The organism is Prevotella amnii CRIS 21A-A (genome assembly GCF_000177355.1).
In the GTDB taxonomy this organism is placed as follows: domain Bacteria; phylum Bacteroidota; class Bacteroidia; order Bacteroidales; family Bacteroidaceae; genus Prevotella; species Prevotella amnii.
This window is the reverse complement of record NZ_ADFQ01000039.1, coordinates 1-4,468: the sequence shown is the minus strand read 5'-3', so window position 1 is coordinate 4,468 and position 4,468 is coordinate 1. Positions and strand designations below refer to the sequence as shown.

Annotated in this window: 8 protein-coding genes and 1 pseudogene; 7 read left to right on the top strand and 2 right to left on the bottom strand. The window is 43.3% G+C overall.

Annotation, left to right across the window (positions count from 1 at the left end; all coding sequences use genetic code 11):
• The 7 genes and pseudogenes from HMPREF9018_RS03810 to HMPREF9018_RS03780 form a co-directional block, all read left to right on the top strand.
• A partial coding sequence (locus HMPREF9018_RS03810; protein WP_008448365.1) for a DUF1896 domain-containing protein occupies window positions 1–462 on the top strand: 462 nt, incomplete at its 5' end.
• Window positions 463–602: 140 nt separating this feature from the next.
• Window positions 603–950 carry a hypothetical protein gene (locus HMPREF9018_RS03805; RefSeq protein ID WP_039864280.1) on the top strand — a complete coding sequence of 116 codons (348 nt, stop codon included), beginning with the start codon at window positions 603–605 and terminating at the stop codon, window positions 948–950.
• 353 nt (window positions 951–1,303) lie between these two features.
• Window positions 1,304–1,762, top strand: a pseudogene (locus HMPREF9018_RS03800) (hypothetical protein).
• Between the two features lie 5 nt (window positions 1,763–1,767).
• On the top strand, window positions 1,768–2,187 hold the full coding sequence (locus tag HMPREF9018_RS03795) for a PcfK-like family protein (RefSeq protein ID WP_008448370.1): 420 nt from the start codon (window positions 1,768–1,770) through the stop codon (window positions 2,185–2,187).
• Between the two features lie 4 nt (window positions 2,188–2,191).
• Window positions 2,192–3,466 (top strand): PcfJ domain-containing protein, encoded by a 1,275-nt coding sequence (locus HMPREF9018_RS03790; protein ID WP_039864282.1) that lies wholly within the window; start codon window positions 2,192–2,194, stop codon window positions 3,464–3,466.
• 27 nt (window positions 3,467–3,493) lie between these two features.
• Window positions 3,494–3,748: a hypothetical protein gene (locus HMPREF9018_RS03785; RefSeq protein WP_008448362.1), complete on the top strand. Its 255-nt coding sequence runs from the start codon at window positions 3,494–3,496 to the stop codon at window positions 3,746–3,748.
• A gap of 4 nt (window positions 3,749–3,752) precedes the next feature.
• Window positions 3,753–3,983 carry a hypothetical protein gene (locus tag HMPREF9018_RS03780; protein WP_008448360.1) on the top strand — a complete coding sequence of 77 codons (231 nt, stop codon included), beginning with the start codon at window positions 3,753–3,755 and terminating at the stop codon, window positions 3,981–3,983.
• 144 nt (window positions 3,984–4,127) lie between these two features.
• On the opposite strand, the gene HMPREF9018_RS11220 is transcribed toward HMPREF9018_RS03780, so the two are convergent.
• Both HMPREF9018_RS11220 and HMPREF9018_RS03775 read right to left on the bottom strand, forming a co-directional pair.
• Window positions 4,128–4,226, bottom strand: coding sequence for a hypothetical protein (locus HMPREF9018_RS11220; RefSeq protein WP_232724638.1), 99 nt, complete (start codon window positions 4,224–4,226; stop codon window positions 4,128–4,130).
• On the bottom strand, window positions 4,223–4,468 hold a 246-nt coding region (locus tag HMPREF9018_RS03775; RefSeq protein WP_232724637.1), incomplete at its 5' end, for a TIGR02391 family protein. The genes HMPREF9018_RS11220 and HMPREF9018_RS03775, both read right to left, overlap by 4 nt.

The window sequence follows — 4,468 nt, the reverse complement described above, 5'->3', positions numbered from 1 at the left end:
AAAACCAAGAAAGAACTATCTTACTTCCGCCTGAAGTTGGAGAACTATCTCAGTGAACATTTCTCAGAACTGCTGGGCGACAAACCATTCATAACGGCAAGAGCCGATGAAGCACTTTCCACCTACTGCGATGCAGTGGCACAAGGCTTCTCGCATCCCGAAGCGGAGGTAATGGCAAACGAAGTGTTGCATCGAGGACTGCATTTTTCAAAGTATGATACACTTGTGTCTGTCTTGGAGAATGAGTTTGAGAAAGAACTGCCCTCTCCACTCCCCGAAAGACTAACACCAATGCTTCTGAAGAATAAGGCTGTGCAAAGCGTTTTCGACAAGTATGAACTGACAGACGACTTTGGCGCAACTCCAGAGTATGAGAAACTCTACACCGAACTGACAGGGACTATCGTTCTGCTCATAGAGGTCAATGGTCTGCCAACCGTAGGCGGTGAGAACATGACTTGATGTAGCACCATCGGGAGCTTCTGTAGTGTCAAGAGCCAAGATAAACGCTCCACTCCACACGCCAAGAGTTTTTTCAAACACTTGTCTTTGTGTAGTCTGCGCATCTTGTAACTGCTCTTGAAACTATAAAAAGCTCCTATATGAATACAATCATCATGAATCAAGACGTTCACACACCTGCCTTCATCAAGGCAGACGCATCGAACAAAACCGATAATGACAAGCAGCAGCCGACTTCTCCCAAGCAAGTCCGCCGCTTCGGTTGGACACGCTTCATCGAACTCGCAATCCTGCTTTCCATCGTTATCGGCACCATTTGGCTTATCTCGAAGATAGTAACGCCACAGGTCGTAACTGTCGTGTCAGTTATTGCAGGTTTTCTGATACTACGCTTTATAGTCAGGGTAATTCTGAAAGTGGCATTTACGCTGCTGAGCATTCTCTTCTGGCTGGCGATTGTCTGTGCCATCCTGCTATGCGTGCTTTGAGAAGCACAGCTCTGTAAAACCTTCGTTTTATTTCATCAGGTGGTTATCTCGCATTTTGAGATAGCCACCTTTTCTATATTCCACTACGAGCGTTGCACTTTTGCTTCTTTTCCGATGCTCCACGATATGCGATGACAAGGAGAAGCGGATGCTGTTCCCTTTTTATCCGCAAAGGTAGTACGGGGCATGTGGCTTTCAAAAGGTCTGTGCCGCTTGGTTTGTCTGGAAAATCTCCACACCTATGGGTTGTATTTTCCGACAAAACCTTGTGTAAGCCTGCCCCGCTACCTCTATTTTGCTACAAAAAGGAATCAGCATACTCCGATCTTTGGACGCATAAAAAAAATGTCGCTATGGATAAGCAAAAAGTAAATACAACATCTTCGATGAACAGAAAAGGATATAGCTCCTCCTCTCATTACCGCATTAACCCTACGGCTGAAAAGAGTGAGCAAGTATTGGCAATTAAGTTTGTACAATGGGACGTTCCACCTTTGGAGAGCCTTTGTAACAGCAAAGTATATATCCTACGTGTGAAACTCAATCGTGGCGAAATGATAAGCCGTGAGGACGAGTTGTTGAGAGCTTGGCTCGAAAAAAAGAATTGGCTATGTGATATAGTGAACTCAAACACCTATTTCCGTACAGCCGTTCCCCTGCAAGGCTATCGCTTTGACTTCTTTGATGTACTGAAGAAATATCTTGTCAATCAATACGGACAATGAACAGAGTATTACGCACCCGACCGCACCAGCCTAAGAGCCTACCTATATGGGCGCATCAATCAAATAGTAGAAATTCCAAAATACTAAGCAATATGAAAGGAACAGAACATTTCACACGGACAATAGCCGAGTATCTTAATCAGCGTGCTATGACAGACCCCTTGTTTGCCCCTAACTTGATGAAACCTAACAAGAATATCGAGGAGTGCATCACCTACATTCTTAATGAAGTGCAGAAAAGCGGTTGCAACGGCTTTGATGATGATGAAATCTTCTCTATGGCTGTTCACTACTATGATGAGGACAATTTAGAGATTGGCAAGCCTACCAATTGCCAAGTAATGGTCAATCACATGGTAGAACTCACAGAGGAAGAAAAAGCCGAAGCAAGGCAGGAAGCCATTAAGCAATATCAGCGTGAGGAACTTGCCAAGTTACAGAGCCGTAACGCACGAGTAAAAAAGACAGAGAGCATAGCAACCCAAGTACAACCATCACTATTTGATTTTTAAGCCTATGAAACCGAGAAACAAATTTGAAAAGGCAGTTTTGGAACAAAGCAAGTATCTTTGCCCGATAACCAAGACACAAAGTAAGTGGGCATTCCGTGAGTGCATAGACCACTTCGCCTACCGCTTGCCAAAAGGTCGCACCACTTGTATGGATTGTGGGCATAGTTGGGTAATGAACAAACATAGAGAAACTTGCACTTGTCCTCATTGCAGGGCAAAGTTGCAGGTCAAGGAAACATTCCAAAGGAAATTGCAGCAAAAGCACTATTTCACGACACTTACCGCTTGCGGAGAATACCAAGTGTTGCGGATGTTCCTCCTCGTGGCTGAAATGGAGAAAGGTTGCAAGGCAGAGTACTACGCACTTGAAATCGGGCAGTATTGGTGGAGCGCACAAGGACGGAAAGCCTTGGTTGCCATACAACGTATATTGGGGCATTACGTTGATACATTTTCCTATTGCACACCTATGGCAATCCGCAACGACAACGAAGCCTACCGATACGCAGCCTATTCGCAGATATATCCGAAGTTCAAGGTATCAGACACACTTCGCAGAAATGGTTTCAAGGATGACTTTCACAATATACCCCCGACAACACTCATTCCTGCCTTGCTTTCTGACAGCCGTGCCGAAACATTGATAAAGTCGGGACGTACAGACCACCTACGCTATTTTCTTGGCAAAAGAAGAGCGTTTGACGAGTATTGGCAGTCCTACAAGATAGCAGTCCGTAACGGCTATGAGATAGCAGACATTTCTCTTTGGAATGATTATGTAGATACACTTAAAAGATTAGGTAAGGATATTCATAATCCAAAATATTTATGCCCAACAGACCTTAAAGCCGAACACGACCGCAGACAGGAGGAACTCAATAGACAAAGGGAAAGGGAAGAGATAGCCCAAAAACAGCAGAAGGCAATGGAAGACGAAAAACGTTTCAAGGAGCTCAAATCCAAATTCTTCGGTATCCATTTCACCGACGGCACAATCCAAGTCCACGTATTGGAGAGCGTGCGTGAGCATTTGGAAGAGGGAGCGACCATGCACCATTGCGTATTTTCCAACGAATATTATCTTAAAGAGGACTCACTAATCTTGTCAGCAACCATTGAGGGCAAGCGGATAGAAACAATAGAGGTATCACTGAAATCATTTGAGGTGGTGCAAAGTCGTGGAGTGTGCAACAAGAATACGGAGTATCACGAACAGATAGTGAACCTTGTCAATGCCAACCGCAGGCTAATCAGCCAACGAATGAAGGCAACGGCATAAAGTATAAATCATTAAATTATCAGAGATATGAAAACAGAGATAGAGAACCTCATTTTTAATTGGTCGGATGAGATACCTCCCATTCTTGTTCGGGTTATCAATGCGATAACCCTATCCGGCAACGAGGAAGAGTTAAGGACGGCAATAGGCAAAATAGCCGAAGAAACGGAACTTGACAAGTACTTTGCATACGGCTATGGCGCGCATCATTTTTGGCTTAAACACCGCAAATTATCCAATGGAGAGCCAAAGGAATACAGATTATTAAAGGTTGAATTTTAAGATTATGAAGAAGAAAGTTTACAGAGTTAGAACGCAATATGTCTTTGACGGAGTATTCGATGTTGTTGCAAAGAGCAAGGAGGAAGCACGGCAGAAAGTCCTGCAAAATTGTGGGTTGGTTATGGGTGGCAGCATTCACAGCACACTTCCCGATGAGGAAATCAATTGGGCTTTCTCCACACACCCCGAAGTAAAGACGGGACGGATAATCGTTCAAAAAGAGCACACAACGTAAAGCGGTCGGCAGATTTGCCGACCGCTCCTTTCTTTCGTGAGCTTCGGGCGGACAAAGAAAGGAGCAAAGAAACCCCAACAAAAAATACCTCGTTACTTTTGGCAGCGAGTTGAGACGGCTCAAAAGTAACAAAAAGCCAAATAACTAATATCCTGTCTTATATGTTATATCTAATTTGTTATGAATTATGGAAGCAACGACTAAAACCTCTATCATGGCTGATAATTGTGTATCCTCTGTCATTCTTGGAGTATGAGCTTTTGGATTACGATACATACTAAAACACCTTTTATAAAATTGCTAAACCCTTTATGTTCACTTTCCTCTGAAGGAGTTCTCAATGTATTAAAAGCCATAATTTTCTGTTGTTCGGGGAGCATTGTTTTTTCTTTTATTAAATCCATAAGGGATTTGAGCCTATTAACAGGACCTATACTTGATAAAATTCTTACGATATCTACATTTTTGTCAATTAATCTAAACAA